This window comes from Eubacteriaceae bacterium ES3, assembly GCA_030586155.1.
GTDB lineage: Bacteria > Bacillota > Clostridia > Eubacteriales > Eubacteriaceae > Acetobacterium.
In genome coordinates, this window is sequence record CP130741.1 from 2,353,769 (window position 1) to 2,377,252 (window position 23,484).

At 39.6% G+C, this 23,484-nt stretch carries 26 protein-coding genes and 3 tRNA genes; 3 read left to right on the plus strand and 26 right to left on the minus strand.

The annotated features are described in order from the left end of the window. Positions 1–17: 17 nt before the first annotated feature. The 13 genes from Q5O24_10795 to prmA all read right to left on the minus strand — a co-directional run bounded on the left by Q5O24_10795 (position 18) and on the right by prmA (position 9,702). Entirely contained in the window at positions 18–566 is a 549-nt protein-coding gene (locus Q5O24_10795; GenBank protein ID WKY46843.1) for a hypothetical protein, read from the minus strand. An 83-nt stretch (positions 567–649) separates the two neighbouring features. After that, complete coding sequence (locus tag Q5O24_10800; protein WKY46844.1) at positions 650–1,984, minus strand: amidase domain-containing protein; 1,335 nt, start codon at positions 1,982–1,984, stop codon at positions 650–652. A 75-nt stretch (positions 1,985–2,059) separates the two neighbouring features. Next, the gene (locus tag Q5O24_10805; protein ID WKY46845.1) at positions 2,060–2,497 is read right to left on the minus strand and encodes a hypothetical protein; all 438 of its coding nucleotides are present in this window, start codon (positions 2,495–2,497) and stop codon (positions 2,060–2,062) included. A gap of 112 nt (positions 2,498–2,609) precedes the next feature. Then, a tRNA-Phe gene (locus tag Q5O24_10810) sits at positions 2,610–2,685 on the minus strand. A gap of 6 nt (positions 2,686–2,691) precedes the next feature. Further along, positions 2,692–2,768: transfer RNA gene (locus Q5O24_10815), tRNA-Ile, on the minus strand. Positions 2,769–2,789: 21 nt separating this feature from the next. Next, positions 2,790–2,866, minus strand: a tRNA-Pro gene (locus Q5O24_10820). Positions 2,867–3,021: 155 nt separating this feature from the next. Continuing rightward, positions 3,022–5,400 carry an HAD-IC family P-type ATPase gene (locus Q5O24_10825; GenBank protein WKY46846.1) on the minus strand — a complete coding sequence of 793 codons (2,379 nt, stop codon included), beginning with the start codon at positions 5,398–5,400 and terminating at the stop codon, positions 3,022–3,024. 203 nt (positions 5,401–5,603) lie between these two features. Further along, positions 5,604–6,047 carry a GatB/YqeY domain-containing protein gene (locus tag Q5O24_10830; protein WKY46847.1) on the minus strand — a complete coding sequence of 148 codons (444 nt, stop codon included), beginning with the start codon at positions 6,045–6,047 and terminating at the stop codon, positions 5,604–5,606. Between the two features lie 11 nt (positions 6,048–6,058). Then, a complete protein-coding gene (rpsU, locus tag Q5O24_10835; protein ID WKY46848.1) occupies positions 6,059–6,241 on the minus strand; it encodes a 30S ribosomal protein S21 in 183 nt (60 codons plus the stop codon). Positions 6,242–6,346: 105 nt separating this feature from the next. Further along, complete coding sequence (locus tag Q5O24_10840; GenBank protein ID WKY46849.1) at positions 6,347–6,691, minus strand: histidine triad nucleotide-binding protein; 345 nt, start codon at positions 6,689–6,691, stop codon at positions 6,347–6,349. A gap of 11 nt (positions 6,692–6,702) precedes the next feature. Beyond that, positions 6,703–7,983 carry a tRNA (N(6)-L-threonylcarbamoyladenosine(37)-C(2))-methylthiotransferase MtaB gene (gene mtaB / locus Q5O24_10845; protein ID WKY49249.1) on the minus strand — a complete coding sequence of 427 codons (1,281 nt, stop codon included), beginning with the start codon at positions 7,981–7,983 and terminating at the stop codon, positions 6,703–6,705. Positions 7,984–8,017: 34 nt separating this feature from the next. After that, positions 8,018–8,761: a 16S rRNA (uracil(1498)-N(3))-methyltransferase gene (locus Q5O24_10850; protein WKY46850.1), complete on the minus strand. Its 744-nt coding sequence runs from the start codon at positions 8,759–8,761 to the stop codon at positions 8,018–8,020. 2 nt (positions 8,762–8,763) lie between these two features. Next, positions 8,764–9,702, minus strand: a complete 939-nt coding sequence (gene prmA, locus Q5O24_10855; GenBank protein WKY46851.1) for a 50S ribosomal protein L11 methyltransferase — start codon at positions 9,700–9,702, stop codon at positions 8,764–8,766. 288 nt (positions 9,703–9,990) lie between these two features. On the opposite strand from prmA, the gene Q5O24_10860 reads away from it, so the two are divergent. Genes Q5O24_10860 through Q5O24_10870 form a run of 3 tightly spaced genes read left to right on the plus strand, consistent with a single transcriptional unit; the run spans position 9,991 to position 12,100 of the window. After that, positions 9,991–10,341: a BMC domain-containing protein gene (locus Q5O24_10860; protein ID WKY46852.1), complete on the plus strand. Its 351-nt coding sequence runs from the start codon at positions 9,991–9,993 to the stop codon at positions 10,339–10,341. Position 10,342: 1 nt separating this feature from the next. Beyond that, on the plus strand, positions 10,343–10,807 hold the full coding sequence (locus Q5O24_10865) for a EutP/PduV family microcompartment system protein (protein WKY46853.1): 465 nt from the start codon (positions 10,343–10,345) through the stop codon (positions 10,805–10,807). Positions 10,808–10,825: 18 nt separating this feature from the next. Further along, complete coding sequence (locus Q5O24_10870; GenBank protein ID WKY46854.1) at positions 10,826–12,100, plus strand: phosphotransferase; 1,275 nt, start codon at positions 10,826–10,828, stop codon at positions 12,098–12,100. A 74-nt stretch (positions 12,101–12,174) separates the two neighbouring features. Here the strand turns inward: Q5O24_10870 and Q5O24_10875 are convergent, their stop codons facing one another. From Q5O24_10875 to Q5O24_10935, 13 genes are all read right to left on the minus strand, one after another. Beyond that, positions 12,175–12,609: an Rrf2 family transcriptional regulator gene (locus tag Q5O24_10875; GenBank protein ID WKY46855.1), complete on the minus strand. Its 435-nt coding sequence runs from the start codon at positions 12,607–12,609 to the stop codon at positions 12,175–12,177. Further along, positions 12,606–13,538 (minus strand): cysteine synthase A, encoded by a 933-nt coding sequence (cysK, locus tag Q5O24_10880; protein ID WKY46856.1) that lies wholly within the window; start codon positions 13,536–13,538, stop codon positions 12,606–12,608. The genes Q5O24_10875 and cysK overlap by 4 nt, the downstream gene beginning before the upstream one ends. 185 nt (positions 13,539–13,723) lie before the next feature. Further along, on the minus strand, positions 13,724–14,272 hold the full coding sequence (locus Q5O24_10885) for a hypothetical protein (GenBank protein WKY46857.1): 549 nt from the start codon (positions 14,270–14,272) through the stop codon (positions 13,724–13,726). Between the two features lie 151 nt (positions 14,273–14,423). Next, positions 14,424–15,872 (minus strand): flotillin domain-containing protein, encoded by a 1,449-nt coding sequence (locus Q5O24_10890; GenBank protein ID WKY46858.1) that lies wholly within the window; start codon positions 15,870–15,872, stop codon positions 14,424–14,426. Between the two features lie 410 nt (positions 15,873–16,282). Next, positions 16,283–17,014 carry a selenium cofactor biosynthesis protein YqeC gene (gene yqeC / locus Q5O24_10895; protein WKY46859.1) on the minus strand — a complete coding sequence of 244 codons (732 nt, stop codon included), beginning with the start codon at positions 17,012–17,014 and terminating at the stop codon, positions 16,283–16,285. 18 nt (positions 17,015–17,032) lie between these two features. Next, entirely contained in the window at positions 17,033–18,052 is a 1,020-nt protein-coding gene (locus Q5O24_10900) for a molybdopterin-binding protein (GenBank protein WKY46860.1), read from the minus strand. Further along, on the minus strand, positions 18,039–18,692 hold the full coding sequence (locus Q5O24_10905; GenBank protein ID WKY46861.1) for an NTP transferase domain-containing protein: 654 nt from the start codon (positions 18,690–18,692) through the stop codon (positions 18,039–18,041). Before Q5O24_10905 ends, Q5O24_10900 begins: the two co-directional genes overlap by 14 nt. Positions 18,693–18,749: 57 nt before the next feature. Beyond that, positions 18,750–19,013 (minus strand): DUF3343 domain-containing protein, encoded by a 264-nt coding sequence (locus Q5O24_10910; GenBank protein WKY46862.1) that lies wholly within the window; start codon positions 19,011–19,013, stop codon positions 18,750–18,752. A gap of 1 nt (position 19,014) precedes the next feature. After that, positions 19,015–19,620 (minus strand): sulfurtransferase-like selenium metabolism protein YedF, encoded by a 606-nt coding sequence (gene yedF, locus Q5O24_10915; protein WKY46863.1) that lies wholly within the window; start codon positions 19,618–19,620, stop codon positions 19,015–19,017. After that, on the minus strand, positions 19,610–20,665 hold the full coding sequence (gene selD, locus Q5O24_10920) for a selenide, water dikinase SelD (GenBank protein WKY46864.1): 1,056 nt from the start codon (positions 20,663–20,665) through the stop codon (positions 19,610–19,612). Before selD ends, yedF begins: the two co-directional genes overlap by 11 nt. Next, positions 20,665–21,849 (minus strand): aminotransferase class V-fold PLP-dependent enzyme, encoded by a 1,185-nt coding sequence (locus Q5O24_10925; GenBank protein ID WKY46865.1) that lies wholly within the window; start codon positions 21,847–21,849, stop codon positions 20,665–20,667. Before Q5O24_10925 ends, selD begins: the two co-directional genes overlap by 1 nt. A gap of 220 nt (positions 21,850–22,069) precedes the next feature. Beyond that, positions 22,070–22,468 carry a RidA family protein gene (locus Q5O24_10930; GenBank protein WKY46866.1) on the minus strand — a complete coding sequence of 133 codons (399 nt, stop codon included), beginning with the start codon at positions 22,466–22,468 and terminating at the stop codon, positions 22,070–22,072. A gap of 230 nt (positions 22,469–22,698) precedes the next feature. Continuing rightward, on the minus strand, positions 22,699–23,367 hold the full coding sequence (locus Q5O24_10935; protein WKY46867.1) for a PAS domain-containing protein: 669 nt from the start codon (positions 23,365–23,367) through the stop codon (positions 22,699–22,701). Positions 23,368–23,484 lie beyond the last annotated feature (117 nt).

The following is a 23,484-nucleotide window of genomic DNA, read 5'->3' on the forward strand; positions in this document are numbered from 1 at the left end:
AAAACACCTTGCGGTGTTTATTTTATTGCTTTAATCTGATTCAGGACAGTCTGGAAATCAGACGTTTCAGCTAAGGTTGCCGTCTGACGAATCAGCACAAGGGGATCACCATTCGGATAAATTCGCGAATAAGCATCTGATAATCGTTCGGCTTCATCCAGCGATGCCATCATCCCCACAACCTGGTCATCACACAGCACCAGGACGCCATTGGTATTAATTTTAAGTCCTGCTTCAAGTAATACCGTCATGCAGGTTTCAACGTTAAGGCTATCTTCAACTCGGCAAGATTTCAACTCAACTTCCTGGTCAATAAAAATATCATCGTTCCCGTAATAATCCTGATACCGGGCTTCAATCTGACCGATTGCATCCTCATAAATCCCTGCTGATTGGATATATCCAAGGCTCTCACCCTGATAAAAAATCTCGTATCCTTGCGTCTGGGCGCTAACAACACCCACAGATATCAAAATGACAATAATCGTTAAGGTAATAATTGTCTGTCTTCGTTTCTTTAATTTTCGTTCTTTTCTTCTTATCTCGCGTTCTGCTGAAATTTCCATAGTCACCCCGTCAAATAATTGTTACTTCTTGTTTACATTTTAGCATTATTTGTACGTCATTTCAACACTTTTATCTAAATCATTTACAATTCTTCATCATTCCAACCAACAATTTTTATAATCCGCATCTGTGGATAGCCATAAGCAGAGGCTGGATAATTAATTCGATCAGTGGTATTGGAATTAATCAGGTAGTCAACGATATCGCCGCTATCGTCTTCAACAACATTAGTCACAATCACAGAGTGCATCCAGTTATCTTCGTATCCGTATTGCAGGATATCGCCTTCCTGCCCGGAAAACAGATTATCATCTACAACTGCCACCAGACCATAACCTGAATTATATGAAGCATAGGAATAAAATTCATTGACTCCCGTAAAACTGGGACTTCTACCGTAATCTTCCTGGTAAGCATCAACATTTTCTCCATACCATTTCCACTGCTCATACAGGTCCCCATCTGTATCCATCGGGATCCCACCGGCAAACAAACACTGCGAAATATAATTATTACAATTTCCGCCATATGTGTCATAAACACCATAAATGCTATCGTTTCGCACGACCTCAATGGGGTCAACCCATTTCAAGGCGTATTTTACAGCTGCCTCGCGATCATAGTCATTTTCAGCCTCGGTAATCCTTTCCTGACTCATTCCATTATTAAAACCAAGTTTCTGAGCTTCGTTATCTGCAACAGCATCAAAAGCGCTGTTTAAAAGCTCCTGCTCAGCTTGATAAGGCTCAAGGCCTTCATCCACTGCCGCCTCGATCATCAAAAAACTGTCTTCTTCTTTGTAATGTTCACTGATCATATAACCTGCTGCCGTTTCTACCAGTGTAAAATAATGTTCGATTCCGCTGCTTGAGGAGTCAGTATTCGCCAGAAAAGAAAAATTGACGGTATGATCCTCTAGAACCGATACTTCAATTTCGCCATAGCTTTCTGATACATCAGTAAAGGTCAAACCACATAAATAAGAAGACATTGTCAGGTCATTGCTTTGACCACTGCGAAGCTCAATCATATACTGAAGAGCCGCCTGATTCAACTTCGCATTTTCAGCCTCGGGCTCATAGAAAAGTGTTGTAATATCAGTGGAAGTTAGACTAGACAAATCGTCAAAATTTACTCTGAAAAAATTTTCAATTGGCATTAGAATTTCATCATCAACTTCGACATCACCATCACGAACTATTATTTCAGAAGATTTTGTTTCTTGTATCTCAGAAGGCGTAGTATTACGCTGCTCTTTAGCTACCGTCTCCTCAACTACCACTTCCTGATCAGCGAAGGCATTGACACAAACAACTCCCAGCACCACCATAATAAGCAGACTCATCCCGATGGTTATTCGTTTTTTACGACGTTTTTGTCTGATGATTCTTCTTTTTTGGGGGCTGATTTTTTTCATTTGTTATCCTTTCGTAAAGCATTTGTAACAATTGTACAACTTCCATGTGAAGGTTTTGTGACAAATCATGAGATTTTAAATCTTTATCTCAAAATAATCGCCTTGCTTAATTAAACCTTCTTTCTTAACTTCTGCAAAAATTACATCATCAACAAGTGGACAATACTGTCCCGTTTCAGATAACGCACACCCAAAACACTGTTTTCCGCTCTCCGTTATTTCGATCTCGGCCTGTTCAAAACAAATTATTGCTCCCACCTGCAAATCTCTTTTATCAACATCTGAAATCAGAATGTTGGCAATAAAACGTTTTGTACATAACCCCTGTTCTCTTACTTCTCCTAAAGAACCGGCTACACTTTTTGTCATCAGACTTAATTGTCTGCTGCCTTTTTTTCCATGAAAATCATTTTGTATGCCAAAATCTTTAATCAACCTAACTGGTTTGTAAAGATCTTCGGTTACCCCTTTACTGATACTTCTTGTTATTTGCACAATATTGCCACTAGTCATATTAATTCACCTCGTTTATATTATTGTACCTAAATTCAGACAAAAAGAAAACCGTGAAAAAAGTCATTTAACTTTGTTCACGGTTATATTATATGATTAAATACAGCTTTGGTGGTGCCCAGAGGCGGAATCGAACCACCGACACGAGGATTTTCAGTCCTCTGCTCTACCGACTGAGCTATCTGGGCATAAAATGGTGGGCCTTCAGGGGCTCGAACCCCGGACCTACCGGTTATGAGCCGGTTGCTCTAACCAACTGAGCTAAAGGCCCCCACAAATGTTCATAAAAAAATGGTCGAGGTGAGAGGATTCGAACCTCCGGCCCCATGGTCCCAAACCATGTGCGCTACCAAACTGCGCTACACCTCGATACAACGTTGTTATTATAACAAATTGCTTTGTTAGTGTCAAGCACTTTTTTATTTTCTTTTCAGAAAATCATCCGAATCACTTGACGACTTGCTTATTTTAGCACAATAACATTACCCATTGCAATACTTTTTTTTCATTTTTTTATATTTTTTTTATTCACGAATATCTTTTTTCTTTTGTTTCTGCCTCTTTAAGAAAATCGCCTCCGTTCGGTCGATCAGCCAGATTGATGTATGCATAACCGGATAAATTAAAATCATGTTTATCGCTGTTATTAGCGCCATCGGCAGCGTAAACGCTCCCGGCGAAACCAGGTAAAAAAAGGGATCGAAAACAAAGACTGCCACTAAGAATAAAAAAGTCATAGCCAGAAACATTAGTAATCTTTTGTTAGTAAGAGGCCGACTAACTCTAAATAGAATAGCCAAACCGGTAATTCCCGCAGCAATCACCGATAAAGTTGATTTTTCCTGATAGGATAAACCCAAATAGTCTCCAACAAACATAATCACTAGTACATTAATAACAATCGCCAGTGCACCTGGTAAAGCTTTTCGAATGACTGTTTCCAGAAAATTACCACTAACCCGATTACGATTAGGCTCAAGGGCCAAATATACCGAAGGAATTCCCGTTGTTAAAGCACCAACCAGGGTCAACTGAATTGGAACGAAGGGATAAGCCTGATTGGCTACCAAAAGAATAATAGCCAACATTAACGAGAATAAGGTTTTGACTAAGAACAAGGACGCCGCGCGACTGATATTATTTATTACCCGGCGTCCTTCCATCAGGACACGGGTAAAACCGGAAAAATCAGAATCTAAAAGCACAACCTGGGAAACCTGACGCACAGCGTCGCTTCCTTTAGCCATTGCAATACTGCAATCAGCTTCTCGAAGTGCCAGTATATCATTGACCCCATCACCGGTCATTGCAACAGTATGTCCCTTTTCTTTAAGAGTTTTTATAATTAGTTGTTTCTGATTTGGACTTACCCGACCAAAAACGCTGTACTTAAGTGCTGCCTGGACAACCGCATCGTCGGTTTCTAAGATTTTACAATCAATATATGAATTCCAACGCAAAAGACCTGCCCTTCTGGCAACTTGAGCAACAGTCAGGGGATTGTCTCCGGAAATCACCTTAATTGATACACCCTGATTAGCAAAATATTCCAGCGTTCTTTTGGCTTCTTTTCTAATTTTATCCCCTAATAAAATCAGGGCAACAATATTCAGATTTTCTGGCAATTCAGCCTTTTCGCCGAATGGTTCGTCCGAATGACAAAGACATAAAACACGCTGACCTTCACGGGCATAGCCTTCCACTTTATCACGAATCTCGTCATATCGGTTTTTCAGCACAAATTCGGGTGCACCGATCACATAACTTCCAATCCCCTTAAAATGCGCACCACTATATTTACGCTCTGAGGAAAAGTGAATTACCTCGTCACAGTCCCAATTTTGGACTTCACCCTGAAAAGATTCCCGCAAAGCTTTTGCTGTCGGGTTTTCATCTTTGACATTAGCAACAAGGGCGCGTAAGGCTTTAACTGGATTTTTTTCAGCCAAAAGGGTCTCAACCGATAAAACCTCCATATTTCCTTCCGTGATAGTACCGGTTTTATCCAAACACAAGACATCCACCCGGGCCAGAGTCTCAATCGCATAAAGTTCTGATACCAGTATTTGATGACGTCCCAATCGAATCACCCCCACTGCCAGCGCCACACTGGTTAGCAGTACCAAACCCTGGGGAATCATTCCAATTATGGCCGCAACAACAGAAACTACCGCCGTTTCCAGGGGAAGATCCTGTACAAAAATTTGCTTGTAAAAAAGAAGCAGTCCAATCGGTACAATTAAAGCCCCAACTACCCGAACAATCAGCCTCAGCAATCTCATGATTTCAGAATCAGATACTTTTACAGCCTTAACCTGATCAATCAGCTGAGAAGCATAATTCTGGGATCCTACAGCTGTTGCACAAACATAAGCCTGCCCTGAAACAACAAAACTGCCTGATAACAGCGATTCACCCTTAAGCTTGGAAATGGTATCCGATTCACCTGTAAGTAACGCCTCATTAACTTCCAGTTCTCCCTCTAAAACAATAGAATCAGTGGGGATCTGGTTTCCTGCTTTTAATAGAATTATTTCATCAAGAACAATATCTTCAAAACCTAACTCGATTATTTTTCCATCGCGCAAAACAGACGCAAGCGGCTGAGTCATCAATGTCAGTCGATCTACCGTTTGCTTGGCTTTGACTTCCTGAACAATGCCGATAATCGTATTAATCACAACAATATTGATAAACAGCAGATTTTTATATGAGCCGACAGAAAAAACCATTAGAGCCAGGATCAGATTTAAAAGATTAAATAAGCTTAGCGTATTTTCACGTATAATCCGACCAACGGTTCTGGTTTTCGATTCGGGTTGTTGATTAACTTTTCCTTCCCGGATTCTTTCTTCAACCTGTTTTCCAGTAAGACCAGTTTCAGGATTGATTTTATTTATCAATACATGCCTCCTGCCAAAAATAATTGCTGCATTATAACATTTGAGTCTTAAATAATCCTAGCAACAGCGCCAATCATTGATCCTAAACCTTTTTTAAATCCGGCTATGCTCCTATCCATAAGTAATAAAAACCGGATCTATGCCTGAGCTTACACAGAAAAAACCCGCACCAATTAATAATCTTAATTGGTGCGGGTTAAAATTTATGCCAGTTTTTCTTTAACTGCCTGATTGACAAGTTTTCCATCTGCCCGGCCTTTGACCTTCGGCATCAGGGCCCCCATCACTTTACCCATATCTTTTATATCTCTTGCTCCAGTTTCCTGAATCGTCTCATCGACAATCACCTTGATTTCATCAAGGGTTAACTGTGTAGGAAGGTAGCTCTCAATAATGGCAATTTCAGCCTGAGCCTGTTGGATTAAATCATCTCTTTGAGCTTTCTCAAACTCTGCCAGCCCATCCCGGCGCTGTTTTAACTGTTTTGCAATGATTTCAATGACCTGTTCTTCAGTCAATTCCGTTTTCTGATCCTTTTCCACCTGCAAAATTGCAGCTCGAATCATTGTCACGGTCGACTTGCGAACCTTATCTTTTTCCTTCATTGCCGTTTTTAAGTCAGCCTGTAATTGATCCTTTAATGCCAATTAGTCACATCCTATCTTTTTTTCATCTTTCTTTTTCTAGCAGCTTCTGATTTTCTTTTACGCTTTACGCTTGGTTTTTCGTAATGCTCTCTTTTTCGAATTTCAGACATAACTCCTGCCATGGCTGTTTTACGCTTAAAGCGTCTTAACGCGCTTTCTAATGTTTCATTTTCTTTAATTCTAACCTCAGACATTTTCAACCCCCCCCTCTAATCCGATGATAATTTCCGGAACAATGCATTCTTAGTATGAGTCAAACTATATTATATCGAATTTTTGCAGCACTGTCAAACAATAAATCAGCCTGGCGGCCATAACATGGGTCGACCTCCCAATAAATGATAATGCAAATGCGGGACCGTCTGGTTACCATCCTGGCCACAATTATTTACCAGTCTAAAACCAGTCTCGGCAATCCCTAATTTTAATGCAATCCGGTTCGCTACACTGTGAATATGTCCAATAATCTCATCTCCAGCTGAAACTGACAGAATCGATTCGTAATGCGTTTTTGGTATTATCACAACATGAACAGGTGCTTGCGGCGCAATATCATTAAAGGCCAACACCAGATCATCTTCGTACACCTTTTCCGACGGCAGTTCATCTTTTACTATTTTACAAAATATACAATCCTGCGACATAAAAGTCCTCCTTAAAAAATGGTACCGGTCAAATAATTCAAATGCTCATCATATAATACCGTAACTTCAATGATTTTACCATTAATTTTTTGATTTGATTGAATCTTAACGGGAATATAATTATCAGTATGACCTTCATATTCGTCTTGATTTTGACTTTGTTCCACAAGTACATTCAGTTTTCTTCGATCATTTTTCTTTAAAAAAGCCTGTTCCATAGCAGTTCCGCATTCGCTTAATGCCATGGCTCGCTCATTTTTCACATTCTCATTAACCTGACCGGGATAATCGGCAGCTGGTGTTCCCTGGCGTTTGGAATACTTGAAAATATGCATCTGATAAAAGCCAATTTTTTTCACAAATAAGAGGGTTTCGTCAAATTCCTGTTTGGTTTCCCCTGGAAAGCCCACCATTACATCTGTCGTTAAAGCAGCATCTGGAAAAGTACTTCTAATCAATTCTACAGTTTCTTGAAAAGCTTTTGTATCGTAACGCCGCTTCATCCTTTTAAGTACTCCATCCGATCCACTTTGCAATGAAAGGTGAAAATGAGGACAAAAGTGTTTAAGTTCTCTTAAACGTTTGATTCGATCTTCGGTTAAAAATGCCGGTTCCAGAGATCCCAAACGAATTCTTTCAAGCCCCTCAATTTGATCAACCGCTTCTAACAGGTCTAGCAGATCCACATCCTTTTTCTCAATCCCGTAAGAAGCTATATGAATTCCCGTCAACACCACTTCCTGATGTCCCGACAAGACAACCCGTTTCACCTCATCAATTACAGCAGAAAGTTCTCTGCTGCGAACGGGCCCTCTGGCATAGGGAATAATGCAATAGGTGCAAAAGCGGTTACACCCTTCCTGAATTTTTATAAAAGCCCGAGTTTTACCTTTGGTTTCGGATATTTTAAGGGGTTCAAACACTTTCTCGCTCATAATATCAGTAACAAAGTCCCGTTGACTTCTATTCAGTTGATAAGCTTTAATATATTCGATGATCTGAGAACGATTTTTTGTACCAATCATCAGATCCACTTCTTCAATCTTGCTGACCTCTTCGGGCGCTACCTGAACATAGCAGCCAACTGCACATATCACTGCATCATTATTTAAACGTCTGGCTTTTCTCAGGGCATTTCGAGATTTTCGATCTCCCAAATGTGTAACGGTGCAGGTATTGACCACATAAACATCAGCAACTTGAGAAAAATCAACTATCTCATAATTGTCCTTTTCAAAAATTTCCATTAAGGCTTCACTGTCATAGCTGTTCACTTTGCATCCCAGCGTCATAAATCCAACTTTTTTTCTGTTCACAAAATTATTCTTATTCCTTCCAAAAATTCACTTGTCCAATCACCAGCATCCCAGCTGTTTCTGTCCGTAAAATCCGCTTACCAAGCGAAACACTAATCGCTCCTGCAGCTGTCAGAAGATTAACTTCTTCCGGGTCAAAGCCGCCTTCCGGTCCAACAATCACGGCGATTTTCATTTTATCCTCTGTTATTCCTTCAATTCCTGACAGCACTTTTTTTAAACTGTTTTCCTGCTCCGCTTCATAAGCCAATAGAATCAGATTAAAATCTGTCAGGCATTCACATAAGCCTTTAACCGTTAGCATTGGTCGAAGCTCCGGGACTATGCCCCGCTTTGACTGTTTAGCTGCCTCATAGGCAATTCGCTGCCAGCGCTCAAGTTTTTTTCCTTCTTTTTTGGAAATCTCGGCGACTGCACGTTTGGAAGCAAATGGAACAATTGCAGAAACTCCAAGCTCCACTGTCTTTTGAACAATGGTTTCCATTTTAGTTCCTTTGGGGATCCCCTGAAAAAGCGTGATTGTAAAATCTTTATTTTCTCCCAGTGAAATATATCGATCAAGAATTTTTCCGCTCAGTTCTTTTTCAGTAATTGAATCAACCCTAACTCGGTAATCAAAACCCTGACCATCACAAACTTCGATCTCATCATCTATTTTTATTCGCAGAACTCTTGTCAGATGTTTAAAATCTTCACCATCAATACTTACTGTATCATGTTCAATCTGCTCTTTTGCCACAAAAAACCGATGCATAATTACCCAATTTTCTGGGCTACCACACCAACCCATTCGCCCATCTGCTGAATATATAAGATTTTAAAATTTTCGGATTCCAGCGCATTTAAAACATCTGTAAGACGGTCGATGATAATACCTGAGGAGATGAAAATCCCATCCTTTTTAAGATAAGGCCGAATCAGTGAAGACAATTCCACAATGGCAGCAGCTAAAATATTAGCAACAATCACATCTGCCACCTCATCGATCACGTCGGTTAAATTACCCTCACGAATTTCGATCATCGCACCCAGATCGTTGAGCTGGGCATTTTCTTTGGCAATTTGCACAGCCAGCGTATCAAAATCTACCGCAACAACTTTTTTAGCTTTTAACTTTCCGGCTATTAAGGATAAAACTCCCGTGCCACAGCCAATATCTAAAACCACATCCCCAGGCTTGATGTAATTTTCCAGATGCATGGCGCAAAGTTGAGTTGTTTCGTGGGTACCCGTTCCGAATGCCATCCCCGGATCGATATTGATAACAATCTCGTCTTCTTCAGTCTCATATTCCTCCCAGGTCGGCTTAATAACGATGCTCTTGCCAACCTTGGTCGGTTTATAAAATTTCTTCCAGGAATTTGCCCAGTCGTCTTCTTCAACCTCGGTTATCACCATTTCGCAATTTCCGGGATTAAGTCCGCAGGAAGGCAAATTTTTTACTGCTGTAATGAGTTGATGCAATGCTTCCTCAGTATCTTCAACTTCACTGAAATAGCCCCTCACAATGGAGGCATTTGGATCAATCTCCAGCAACGACTCATCGATAAAATTTACTTTCGGATCGTCTTGTAAAAGAAGCACATCCTGAAGTGTCTGAATCACAACACCTTGTGCCCCACTCTCGTAAAAAGCGTTAACCACCGCTTCTTCGGCCTCCAGTGTTGTCGTGATTTGAACTTCCTTCCAAAGCATTCCCATTACCTCCATAACTTGATTTTATTATTATACCACTTAATTTAAAAATAATTGATTCAAAGCCCATTCTTATCGACTTTTTACATTTTAACAAGAATTTCTAAAGTTTTAAAACCAGATTTTTTATTATATCTTATTTTGTCAAGAAAATAAACAGAAATTCATTCAATCTTTTAAGAAACAATTTTGACAAATCGAAGTAAAAAATCGCTAAGTCATGTAAAGCATTTCTGATAAATGCTATAATAGCGATAATTATTCTAATAAGATGAAAAGGTGAAATATATGGAAACCGAAAAAAAGAACCGTTCCATACAGGAATATGTACCAGGGAAACAGGTCACACTTGCCCATATCATAGCAAAGCCAAAAGATGAAGTCTACATCAAACTGGGGCTTGATGATGAAGCCAGCGATGCTATTGGTATTTTAACAATTACTCCCAGCGAAGCTGCCATTATTGCTGCCGATGCTGCAACTAAGGCATCGGCTGTTGAAATCGGATTTTTGGATCGCTTCAGCGGTTCACTTGTTTTAACCGGACGCGTCAGCGATGTTAAAGCGGCAGTTTCGGAAATTCTTAACACCCTCAATCTGATTTTAGGATTCGATATTCCTAAAATTACTTATTCTTAATATGGCCAACAATCGAAAAAGAGTGGCCCTAATCGGAAAAATAGGCAGTGGAAAGACCACCCTTAAACAACGACTGTCAAAAGATGAACTAAAATACGAAAAAACCCAGATGATAACCTACTACGATGATTTTATTGATACCCCAGGGGAATTTCTTGAGCTCCCCTTTTTTTCGCGGCAAGCAGTAAATATTACTATGGATGCCGGTCTTGTTATTCTAGTTTCTTCCTGTATTGATCCGCAAAATTCCTATTCGCCGAATTTTGTTTTCACCTATAACATCCCGACAATTGGCGTGATCACAAAAATCGATCAGGAAAACGGAAATATCAAACGCAGCCGCAACCATCTTTCTTATGCAGGTATTCAAAAATCACGCATTTACCAAGTCAGCTCCTACACCGGAGAGGGGATCGAAGAACTTGAAGGTATCATTCATCACTATATGCAAAAATACCGAAAATAACAATAAAGGAAGTGTCCTATGACTGTAGACAACTATGGAAATCTTACTGTAAAAGGGGTTGAATCCTATGTAAAGGCTAAGCAACTCTTTGACGCTGACGCCAACTTAACTGTCGTCGATCTTCACGCTGTTAAAGAAAGCATTGAAGGTTTTGTGAATCTTATTTATCATGTTTATGATGAAAAAGGAAATTCGGTCATCCTCAAGCAGATGTTAAATTTACCACGTATGCGAATCGAAGACGAGCAAAGTGAAGATCCCCATGGTCAATTAAACGAATGGACTCTGGATTTAGGACGGATGCGTTCAGAAATCGCAACCTTAATCTTCTGGAATTCCGTCTATAAAGGAATCTGTCCGGATATTTATCTTTTCGATGAAGAAAATCGGATCATCGTGATGGAAGATTTGATGGATCTAAGTCTTCTACGTTTTGATTTGTGCCGAATGATAAAATATACCCACTTCGCTAAAAAGATCGGTCATTTTTTTGCTCACAACCTCTTCTATTCTTCTAATCTACATTTGACCAACTATAAAAAGTCAGAAGTTGAACGTTTTTTTGATAATCCTGAATATACAGCGCTGGAACATTTTTTATTCGAAGAAGGGGCTGGTGTTTCCTGGGATCGTCCAAGTCTGCCTGGGCTTGAAGTAATTCGTGGAAACATTATCAATGATTCAGACATCCAAAGAGAGTTCAAGCGTTTGCACCAAAAATTTATCGACGACAAAGAATGTCTGATTCATACTGATCTGCACAGTTCAAACATCATGATTAACCATGATGATGTTCGCATTATCGACGGAGAATTTGCCGGATTTGGTCCAATCGCCCAGGATTTTGGCCGTCTTACCGGGAGTCTGGTTCTAAACTACCTCTGCTGGTTCGGTGACTCTTCCAGAACCGCTACAGAAAAAACGGACTTCCAGAATTACCTCTTGGGTACGATTAGAGAGCTGTACGAAAGCTTCCAAACTGAATTTAAAGCCCTGGTTGCCAAATTTAAAGATGACTCATATACTCTAAAAAACCTGGATGTCGAAAGTTATTTAATCGATCAGATGCAAAATGCACTGGGTTATACTGGAGTCAATGCCCTTTCACGACTGGCTATCCGCGGCCTCTGCTATGATATTGCAAGACTGCCTGAAAAAGACCAGCTATGTCCTGCCAGTCTCGGTATGGAAGTCTCACACGAAGTACTTAAACACAATCGAAACTACCAGTCCATAGACCAATTCATTGAATACTTGAAAGCTTTTCAGGTCAAACATCTGGAGCATTGTTAATATTTTAAGGCAATAGAAAAGCGTTATTCTTATTACTTGGATTAAGAATAGCGCTTTTCTTATAATCAAATATTTTAAATGCAGTATTCACATTCGCCTTTTTCCCGATAACGTAAAACCAGATCGGCCAGAGTGGTCTGATCCACCACCTGATCCACGGCTTCTTTAATTTGTCGGTAAACATCTACTGTCACACAACGATCTGCACGATTACATTCGCCTGCTTCACCCACACAGGCAACTGGCGCCAAATCGCCTTCTAGAAGCCTTAGGATCATTCCTACCGTATATGTTTCCGGTGGATTAGCGAGCTTATAACCACCTTGTGCACCACGTACACTTACGACAAAACCGGCGCGGGATAACTGGGTAATAATTTGTTCAAGGTATTTTTCCGAAATTTCCTGTCGATTGGCAATTTTTTTAATCGAAATATACTCACCAGTATCATTAATTGCCAAATCCAACATCAAACGCAAAGCATATCTTCCTTTAGTTGAGATTTTCATAACTGATATAACCCCGTTGATAAGTATCGCTCGCCCGTATCAGGCAAAAGCACAACAATCTTTTTACCCTTATTCTCGGGACGTTTAGCCAGTTGTGTTGCAGCAAAAAATGCAGCTCCCGAAGAAATTCCAACCAGCAGACCTTCCAGCCCTGCCAGTTCCCGAGAAGTCTCCATGGCCTCTTCATTACCGACGGTTATAATTTCATCATAGACACCCTGATTCAATACCCCTGGAACAAAACCAGCACCAATTCCCTGTAACTTGTGAGGCCCCGGCTGTCCACCCGACAATATTTGAGAGTCTTCCGGCTCTACTCCAACAATTTTAACAGCAGGATTTTTTTCTTTGAGCACTTCACCAACACCTGTAATGGTCCCGCCTGTTCCGATTCCGGCAACAAAAATATCCACCTCACCATCAGTGTCTTCCCAGATTTCAAGGGCTGTTGTTTTTTTATGTGCTTCGGGATTCGCCTGATTTTCAAACTGCTGAGGCATATATGCAGAAGGCATAGAACTTAGCAGTTCCTCTGCTTTTTCAATCGCCCCTTTCATTCCTTTTGCACCTGGTGTCAGCACCAGTTCAGCACCTAGAGCAGCCAATAAATTTCGCCGTTCAATACTCATGGTTTCCGGCATTGTCAGAATTACACGATAACCTTTAGCTGCCCCTACAAAAGCCAAACCAACGCCAGTATTGCCACTGGTGGGCTCAATAATGACTGTTCCTGCTTTTATTTGTCCACTTTTTTCACCTGCTTCGATCATTTCAAAAGCAACCCGATCTTTAACTGATGATAGAGGATTAAAGTATTCCAATTTCGCAATTAGAGACGCCTCTAAGTGATGTTTTTTTTCGTAATTTACTGTTTCCAATAAAGGTGTATGCCCAATCAGCTCCGTCAGACTTTTTTTAATATTAGCCATATCTATCACTCACTTTCCTTAATTCATATTAACTCTATATGTTTTTCTTGTTTTAAGTATAAACCCTTTTTTAGAAGATGTCAAATAAAAGGCTCATTAATATTAAGTGAAATTTTTACCGTTTACCAGGCTGTCTCCAAAAATCTTTAACATTAGCTTTCTCGTTCAAAATTTCAACATATCCTTTATGATTTTATTCTATTTTCAGGATTGGAAATCGCCTCAATAACCTCTGTTTCACTGGCAATATCATAATACTGACTTTCAAACAAGCGATTAAGATAGTTGCTAAAATAATCAATGACAGAAGGCAAAACTGATATGATTTCCGCTTTGCTTTTTTCCGCATTTTGAATCTGCTCAGAGGATTGTTTCGTAATTCGATCCAGACTTTGATAGGTTTCCAAAAGCTGAGCCGTTGTTTTAATATAGTATTCTTTAAAAGGTTGTCTTAGAAGCAAATCTGGCTTCTTGTCCAGATAATCTCTTATTTGTTTTAAGATATCTTCTAACTGATGCAAGCTTTGCCATTGGTCAAAAAGCGAGTCCTTTATTCCTGACGAACGCACTAGACTGATTAAGTTTTGCAGATCATCGATTTCCGGCAAAGCCTGTTTACTGACTGACACCTCTTTAGTTACGGTATCTAGTCTGTTTTGAACATTATTACTTCTATTAAGCAGCACTACTATTATTAATGCCGCCAGACCTATGGCAATTAACACTAACATCAATTTTACCACTCCCTTTCTTCTTTATAAGCTTTGTCCCTTTATAGCACACAATTTTTAGAATAAATAGGCTTTTTCATATATTACCACAAAAAAGGCGCCCTTAGAAGGCACCTTGCATAGAATACTGAATTGCCAGGGTTAACCCCTGGTGTTATTGTTCCGGATTTTGTTCAGATATGCCCTTATCTTTAGGGACAGCCATTTTGCCACCTAGGAATCCGCCAATCAGAGACTGCAGATCGATACCAGTGCTTTCTGATATCCCATCTGACACCTGAGATACTGAGTTAACAATATCTTTAACCATCTTAGTCGAATTGCCATCACCATACATGGTAATGCGATCCACGTTTTGAAGTGGGGATGCCACTTTTTCAGCAATGCTCGGCAGAGCCTTAAAGTACATTTCCAATACAGCCGCTTCATTATATTTGTTCATCGCTTCGGCCTTTGCATCAATTCCCGCGGCTTCAGCCAAACCTTTAGCTTTAATGGCTTCGGCCTCAGCCAAACCATTGATTCGAACTGCTTCAGCTTCCTGCTCACGTCGATAGCGGTCAGCTTCGGCCTTTACTCTTTCCGCCGCTGCCCTCTGTTCCTCTACATAACGGGCAGCGTCCGCTTCCTTCTGGCGCTCATATAAATCGGCATCCGCTTTTTGCATTCGTTCATACCGTTCAGCATCCGCTTTTTTATTAACCTGTGCCTTTAGCCGCTGTTCTTCAACTTCTGCTTCCTGCACCGCTAAATCAACTTCTTTCTCCTGTTTGACGATATTAGCTTCCTGCCGTTTTAATTCAATCTCTTTTCGCTGTTCTTCTGTCTCTATTTCATAGGCAGCATCCGCCTGCGCTTTTTGTTGATCAGCCTGGCGTTTTAGTTGCGCTTTTTTGATTTCCAGATCATTGTTTTTCTGAGCGATTTCAAGATCAGCCTTAATTTTTTCATCATTAGCTTCTTTTTCTGCCTGCGCTTCAGCTATTTTAACTTCTTTTTGAGCAATCGCTCTTGAGATTGAAGCGGTCTTCTTAATTTGCTCCTTATTTTCAATCCCCAGATCTTCAATCACACCGGCCTGATCTCTGATCGATTGAATATTAAAAGAAATAATATCAAGTCCCATTCTTTTTAGATCTGGTACGGCGTTTTCCTGTACTTTTTCGGAAAAGCTTTTTCGATCAGTCAGCATATCTTTTAAATCGAGTGAGCCAATAATCTCGCGAACATTACCTTCCAGCACATCTTTAACCGTATTGACAATGTAGTCACTTCCCATATTTAGAAAGTTTTCCGATGCAAGAGCGATAGACTCCGGATCAGAGCTTATTTTAATCTTAACTGCTCCATCGACCATAACGTCAATATAGTTGTTGGTTGGTACCGTCTCACCAGTCTTGACGTCAACCGACATCATCTGCAGATTGAGTTTATCAACCCGCTCCAGAAACGGTATCCTAATCCCTGCCCGACCAATAATAACCCTTTTACGGATGCCTGAAATTACATAAGCCATATCTGGTGGTGCCTTAACATAGCTCAATAACAAAATTCCAAATACCAGCGCCACAAGCAGAACAATCATAATTATTATACCTAACATTTACTAGTCTCCTTATTATTCATTTCTACTTTCTTGTTTACTTCATTATCTCAAACAGTTGTTAACGAGCTTTGTCGCCCCCTTTCGCCGTCAACAATCATAATCTTATATTTATAATAACACTTAACAAATCGGTGTCAATGCCTTGAACAAGTCTAATTATGGTCGTAACCTTTCTCTAGATATCATCTGTTCGATTATTATACTTTTTTGATATACGTAAGGCTGATATGCCATTAAAACCACTCTTACTCTATCTTAGTATTCATATTTCAATTTATTGAAATTAGCTGGAAATTTTGCAAAAAAAAGAGACTCTTTTTAGCCTCTAAATATAATGTTTACTTTGCTATATCCACATCACCTGAGCAGACTTACCAAAATCCTCTAACTTCAGGCTACATCAAAAATCAATTATTATACTCTCTGATCCAATGTTCATTCAAAGATCCCCAAAAACACTGAGAAAAAAACGAGCTCCCAACTTTACAGATTTTTTCAGCTTTTTGCTCATTTAAACCCTCGGCCTTATTGACAAAAAGAATCAGAGATAGATTATCGAGCTGATATGGCAAAAGTCTTGTCTGGTAAAAGCTTCTCAGTGAATCTTCCAGCACTTTTTCATCTAGCAGCAACTTCTCCCCTTTATAAAGCTTTGAACGATGAATATAATCATCGTTCATCGGTTTATATAAGACTTCAGCCCCAATCACATGAATTAACTTGGTTGTCTTCTTCGGAATAATTGGTTCATATTCCTGATAAAACTTATAAGGTTTTCCTTTCGAACCATCACCCTCGTTAAGAATCACCACTGGTGCCAAATCATTTTGGATTTTTTCCAGTTCATGATCTGAAAATCCCGAAATTTTCTCATCTTCCAGTAAACATTTACCGATAATCATCCCCGCTTCTTTTGTCTTTAGCAGCTCATGCTTAATTGCTTCGATGTTCTGATTAATTAAAACCCGTCTTTTATCAATATTTGCTATAGATATCTTTGCTGTTGTTGTAAGGATATTTGCCATTCCAGCAGCTGTTAATTCTCGGGACAGAGCAACCATCAGCGATGTTTTTCCGCCACCACCGGTAATTGTAATCAGCTCATTGTTCTTGATTTTAAAATTTTTAATCAGCTTCATTTCATACTCTCAAAACTGCTATTTACCAAATCCACAATTGGGAAAGGTACAAATGTCACAGGACAAACAGATACCGCCTGTTCCCATTTTCACCAGATCATCTTTTGTAATCCGGTCATCCGCCATAATTCTTGGCAGAACCAGATCAAAAATTGTCCGCTTTGAATACATGACACATCCAGGCAATCCGATTACCGGAATCTGATTTTTATAGTAGGCCAGCAAAAACAGAGCTCCTGGTAAAACTGGCGCTCCATAAGAAACAATTTCAGCACCGGTGTTCTTTATTGCCAAAGGAGTCCGATCATCAGGATCGACACTCATTCCACCAGTACAGATAACCAGTTCAGCGCCATCGTTTATTAAATTTTTGATCGATTTTTCAATCATTTCCGGATTGTCATCTAAAATCTCTTTTCTCAGCAGTTGAATATCATATTCAGCAAGTTTTTCTAAAATAACCGGTCCAAAATCATCCTTAATCCGCCCCTTAAAAACTTCACTGCCGGTTACCAGAATCCCAACTTTTTTCTTCTGATAGGGTTTGATCACCAGCAAGGGCATACTGCCTGCCTGATTTGAAACCTGGTCCATTATTTCTTTTGCAATCACCAGCGGGGTTACTCTGGTGCCTGCCAGCAATTCACCAGCGTTAACAGGTGTATTATTATGTCGGGTTGCAATAATAATATCGCCCATTGCATTAATCGCATTGATCCGATCGCTGTCAACTTTCAGCAAACCTTTAAGCTCCGAAAAGATTTCAATTTTTCCTTCTTTTACATCTGATCTGCTCATATTTTCATTAATACAACAGTTGCAGAGAATTTCCGCAGCTTCATTTTCATGCAGAAAACCTTCCTGATTCTCCCATACATATAAATGTTCTTTACCAATTGATAAGAGCATTTCAATATCTTCTTCTTTAATAACAGTTCCTTTTTTAAGCACTGCTTCCTTTTTTGAGCCTTTTATAATCTGGGTTATATCATGACATAAAATATGTCCAACTGCTTCTGTTGTATTAATAAGTTTCATTTTTCACCTTTTTTAAGTTTTCATCATTTGCAGAGTTGATCTGCTTGTTATTTTCTACTGAATCGCCAAAGTTTTGATACGCATCCCAGGTATCAATATCTACACCGGCCCGAACATCCGAAATCATTTCATAACAGATTTTACCTTGGCCTTTTTTTATGATTTCCCGTCCCCCCTTATTACCGGTGAGCGCCATTAACTGTTTTTTATATTGAACGGGAAAGACAACCGGCGTCCCATTCTTACCATTATACTGCGGGATAATAATCGCATCCTCTTCCATTTTAAACCGCCGGATCAGCTGGTTGAGCAGCTGACTGCTAATAAAAGGCTGATCTCCGACAAGAAAAACAAAAGCTTCTGTTAAATTGTCGGAATTTTTAATTCCAATTTTAATCGATTCGCTTTGTCCAACAACTGCATTCCGATTTTCACAGGTTTTAATCGGATATCGATCTGCCAAATCTTTAATTTTGGGATCTCTATAGATCAGCAGAACATCATCCAGGTCTGATGAAACAGCCGCCTGGATCACCCGCTCAACCATCGGAATTCCAGAAATTTTTAATTCCAGCTTATTATTGGTTTTTCTGTTCATCCGATTCGAAAAACCGGAAGCTAAAATAATTCCTGTGATCATATCAATCTCCTATTTCATTTAAAAAATCAAATCAACTGAAGCTTTGAACAATGGCGATCAATAAATTTTTTGCGGTTTAATTACCCCATCATTTTTCTGAATCAACCAAAGCTGCACCATCTTTTGCGAAAAACCGTTGCTCCTCAGTTTTTGATAAGCCGCTTCAGCAAGACTTTCGTCAATTTTAATCGAGATTCCGCAACCAGCTGAAATCTCCCGAAGCGTCGGGATAACGATGATTTCAAATTCATCTTTTAAAATTGATTCCGCCATCATAAAACGATGGGTTCCGTCAAATGTAAGCAAAGAGTATGTATCCATCCTATAAGGTTACTACCTTGTGGGCGTTTAGCATTTTCTCAGTGATATCATACATATTACTGACTTCACCAATGGCCAGACTGTCTGTCAGCTGATAGAAGTCAAGACAGGTTCCACAGACCAGAATATTGACGCCCCGCTCCCTTAGGGTTTTAAGGTGTCCAACGGTACGATTTTCGGCCGCAACGATTTTAACACCGCCGTTCATAAACAGGATACTTTCCGGCAGGTCATCTGATTCTGATAAGGTGTAAAAAAACATTTCAGTCAGGAGACTCCCCAGTTTCAAATCACCATCACCAATCATTTCTTTTCCCATAAAAACGACATATTGAGCATTTTCGATAATTCTTTTTTCCATTTTCGGCGTTTGGACTTTCTGAACTGCCACAACCTGATCGTCTCCGCTTATAAAAGAGACTTCAAAAATCCCATCTTTTTCTGCAACCTGCGTCGTATAATTCATTTTTCTGGCCAATTTCTTGAGATTTTCTATTGCAATCTGATTATCAACACGAATGATAAAATTGCCGTGATTTTCATCAATTTCTTTTTTTGCCAAAACGACCGGCATTGGACAGGCTTTCCCTACAGCATCAATAATCATTTTGATCTCCTTCACTTATTTTTAAATATTTATCTTCTTTTTTGACCATTCGGCCAACAATACCATAATCTGTTTCTAAATTCTTATCAAATTCTGCGATCAGTTTCGGGGCATCGTCAGGTGCTACTGAAATCAGTAGACCACCTGAAGTTTGGGGATCAAAGATAATATCCTCCCAGAGTATTTCCACTTCCGACTGATAATCAGGAGAAAAATGATCTCTATTCCGGTATGTACCTCCGGGAATGACACCCATTTCTGCCAGCTCAATCGCTTGCGGCATAACCGGGATACCATCAGTATTGATAATCATCGTCAGACCACTGGCTTTTGCCATCTCAATGGCATGGCCAGCCAGTGAAAAACCGGTCACATCAGTACAGCCATGAACCCCAGGAAACCGGTTCATGATTTCGCAGGCAGTCTTATTCAGAGTTGACATGGAACGAACCGCTGCCTGCTCAGCTTCGTCACTGGCTATTCCCCCTTTAATTCCCGAAATAATAATGCCAGTCCCAATGGGTTTGGTCAAAATAACAAGATCACCTTCTTCAGCACTGCAATTGCCGCGCAAATGTTCGTTATCGGTTATGCCGGTGACTGAAAGACCGTACTTGGGTTCAAGATCTTCAACAGAGTGTCCGCCGACAATCACTGCCCCGGCCTCTAAAACCTTGTCAGCACCGCCTCTTAGAATCTCAGCCAGAATTTTTTTATCTTCATTTTCCGGAAAACAGACGATATTCATGGCAGTCAAGGGCTTTCCACCCATTGCATAGATATCACTCAGGGCATTGGTTGCTGCAATTTGTCCAAACATATAAGGGTCATCCACGATTGGCGGAAAGAAATCAAGGGTCTGAAGAAGAATCCGCTCATCATCGATCCGATAAGCTGCCGCATCATCCGAATGTTCAAACCCGATTAAGAGTTCATCACATTTCATCTGGCTTATATTGCCCAGCACCTCAGACAGGGTTCCCGGGCCAAGTTTAGCAGCACAACCGCAATTTCTAACCATTTCTGTCAGTCGTTTTTTCATCACTATTGTTTCCTTCCAAAGATTTCTTCAAGGGCTTGAAGACAAGTTTTAATTTCATCTTCAGTATTCTGGCTATTAAACGAGAATCGTAAAGTGCCTTTGGGATAAGTCCCTAAAGTCTGATGAGCAATTGGTGCACAATGTAGGCCCACCCGGGTCATAATTCCAAAACCCTGTTCCAGTTCGAATGCAGCTTCCGAGAGATCTTTCACGGAAGATGTGATCGAAACCAACGCACACCGTTCTTTATCGAAGTGTCTGTTAATTACGTCAATTCCTTTAATAGCTGCCAGTCCGTTTAAAAAACTGTTCGTTAACTGTCTTTCCCGGCTATTATTCACCCCACGTTTCTTTAACGCTTTGAGTGCTGCGTGCAAACCATAAATCCCAGGAATATTAAGTGTCCCGGCTTCAAACCTGTCAGGTAAAAAATCCGGCATTTCCAGAGAATCAGATGAGGAACCGGTTCCTCCTGATAAAAGCACATCCAATTCTTCAGCCATTTCAGTATTAATCAGAAAGCCGCCAATTCCCTGGGGGCCTCTCAGTCCCTTGTGTCCGGTAAAACAAAGAACATCAATCTTACTGGCCTTCATATCGATACCATGCGTGCCAGCCGTCTGAGCAGTATCAATAATCAATCGGATACTATGCTTTTCACAAATCTCCCCTACCTCTTTGAGCGGCAGAATGGCACCACTAACATTTGATCCGTGCGTCATAACAATCGCTTTTGTATTAGGCTTTATCATTTTTTCCAGGGCTGTAATATCCATTTCATAATCTGGAAAATCTTGATTTTGCTTTTTAGAAGTGTCTTTCCCAGGAATAATTTCATATTCCACACCCTTTTTCCCGAGCTGATACAGCGGTCGAATTACTGCATTATGCTCCAGCCCACTGGTTAAGACATGATCGCCAGGTTTTAAATAACCATTAAGGACCATATTTAGAGCAAGGGTTACATTTTGCGTGAAGATGACGTTCTGATTGCTTTCTCCGTTAAAAAGCTCTCGTAACATTTCACGGGTTTCAAACACAACTCGTGAGACTTCCATTGCCTTATGATAAACACCTCTGCCAGTGTTGACACCAATATCTTCTATATAGTGATACATCGCCTTACCCACACCATCGGCTTTGGGCCAGGAAGTGGCTGCATTATCAAAATAAATTTGTTCTTTCATTTTTAATACACGTCTTTCTAAATTGATGCGGTTCACTCACAACAGCTGTTTAAAACCATAAATTTTTAGGATTAATCAGTAACTTTTTCTCCCAGCAAACACTTCTTTTAATATTAAAAAACAGTCCGACAAATAAATGCCCGACCGTTTCTGCCACTTATATCATCTAATTTTGTCTGAATAGTTTAATACATATTGGTATATAGTATACTATAAAGCTTTAAACTAAGGCAATCGCCTCAATTTCAATCAAACCGTCTTTAGGTAATTGAGCAACTTCTACTGCCGACCTTGCCGGAGGGGTAGAAGTAAAATATTCTGAATAGACTTCATTCATATCTGCAAAATCTGACATATTTTTTAAGAACACGGTTGTTTTCACCACGTTATCAAGAGTTGCTCCTTTTGCGGCTAAAATCCCCTTGATATTTTCAATGCTTTGTTTTGTTGCCTTTTTAATGCAGTCACTGACCATTTCACCAGTTTGCGGATCAATTGGCAATTGACCGGATGTAAAAAGCATATTCCCTACAACAACTGCCTGAGAATAGGCTCCTATAGCTGAAGGTGCTTCTTTTGTTTCAATTATTTCTTTGTTTACTGTTACGTCAGAATTCATAGTTGTTCTCCTTTAATATCATTAATAAGTATATAATTTAAATAATAATCCATCAAATAGTTAAGGTGTAGATCTTGTTTAAACACCGTCTGATAATCCTTATTGCTAGCCGTACAATTATTTTATCATCGCAATAATTTATTATCAATGTTTTTTGCTGCTCTTAAGCATGCTAAAGAGCAATAATAGCTATCCTATAAATAACTTCTCATAATTTTTAAACCCGCAGTCTATTTAATTTTATGTAAATATCTGTACAATGTTGCATCTGATACTTTCAGGTATTCAGCCACTCTACTTACTTCCCCTTTTATAAGAAAGATGCCTTTATCAAATAGCTTCTTAACAATTTCCATCTTTTCATCTGATGACATTCTTTCTGGTGGAATATCATAATCAGCCAGGACAGCTTCAATCGAACCTAGTGTAATATCTTCCACTGATTCACTGAAATTTTCTTCTATTGCTGCAACCGCATTTTCGTTATTATCTCCACTTACTAACTTCTGATCCATGCCATAATTGATTAATTCACCCAGTTGTTTCTGAAGTTCCATATAAACGGAAATGTTGGTATTGATACACAGCATTCCAATAATAGAACCTTGAGCATCTTTTATAAAGAAAGAAGATGATTTAAGCAGATTGCCGCTTTTTGTTTTACCTGTATAGTTGGCAACATAATCACTGTCATCATATTCCCGGTTTTTGACAATACCTAATACCAGATCGGTCACCGGTCCGCCAACTTTTCTTCCACTAATATGACCATTCTCTATTGCAATAATCGATTCTTCGTAGTTTCTAAGATCATGCAGGACAATTTCAGTATTTGGACCTAATACTTTAGCTAGAAAATTCACCATTGGTATGTAATCTTTCACATCATAATTTTTCATAACGCTCCTCCAATTATTATGTCAAATTATTTTATCATAACAATAAAATCTTAGCATCAATCCACATAATAGGCAAGTCCTTTGACCTTAAGCGTAGTTATAATTATTCAAAATGAT